Genomic DNA, 259 nt, shown 5'->3' with positions numbered 1-259 from the left:
TAATGACCATGATCATAAAGCAGGCCACCAGCGCAATCACCCCGGCGGTTGGCCCCATCTCTTCTTTGACCAGCTCACCCAGCGAGCGACCGTCACGGCGCGTAGAAACAAACAGCACCATGAAATCCTGCACCGCACCGGCGAGAACCACCCCAGCGAGCAGCCAGATCATCCCCGGCAGGTAGCCCATTTGCGCCGCCAGTACCGGCCCCACCAGCGGACCTGCTCCGGCAATGGCCGCAAAATGATGACCGAACAG

1 protein-coding gene is annotated in these 259 nt (G+C 61.4%); it reads right to left on the bottom strand.

Translation table 11 applies throughout. The annotated features are described in order from the left end of the window. Positions 1-259 (bottom strand): carbon starvation CstA family protein (locus EOS_RS42965; RefSeq protein ID WP_047898341.1); only part of this gene is annotated, 259 nt, incomplete at both ends.

It is taken from the genome of Caballeronia mineralivorans PML1(12), assembly GCF_001028175.1.
In the GTDB taxonomy this organism is placed as follows: domain Bacteria; phylum Pseudomonadota; class Gammaproteobacteria; order Burkholderiales; family Burkholderiaceae; genus Caballeronia; species Caballeronia mineralivorans.
Note: the sequence above shows the minus strand (reverse complement) of the source record. Positions and strands in the feature narration are given on the sequence as shown.